The following is a 236-nucleotide window of genomic DNA, read 5'->3' on the forward strand; positions in this document are numbered from 1 at the left end:
TGAAAGTGAAGCAGAGTGGAATAAAAAAGCTACTGAACTTGCAAATAAAACTTATGAATTCACAGAGTTTCTTGTTGAAGTATTAGGTAAAGAAGACTTAGGTGCGGAGCTTCATAAAAAAGCAACGGTTCATAAATCTTGCCATATGAGCCGATTAATGGTGATTAAGGAACCGCCGCAAAAATTTTTATAATGTGTAAAGGGACTGGAAGTTGTTTCGTTACCTCATAATTATG

The 236-nt window shown here is 35.2% G+C and carries 1 pseudogene; it reads left to right on the forward strand.

Going from position 1 to position 236, the window contains the following annotated elements:
• A pseudogene (locus JDS96_RS31545) lies at positions 1 to 190 on the forward strand (Fe-S oxidoreductase); the annotation flags it as partial.
• Between the last annotated feature and the right edge of the window lie 46 nt (positions 191 to 236).

It is taken from the genome of Bacillus cereus group sp. N21 (genome assembly GCF_016483395.1).
Classification (GTDB): domain Bacteria; phylum Bacillota; class Bacilli; order Bacillales; family Bacillaceae_G; genus Bacillus_A; species Bacillus_A pseudomycoides.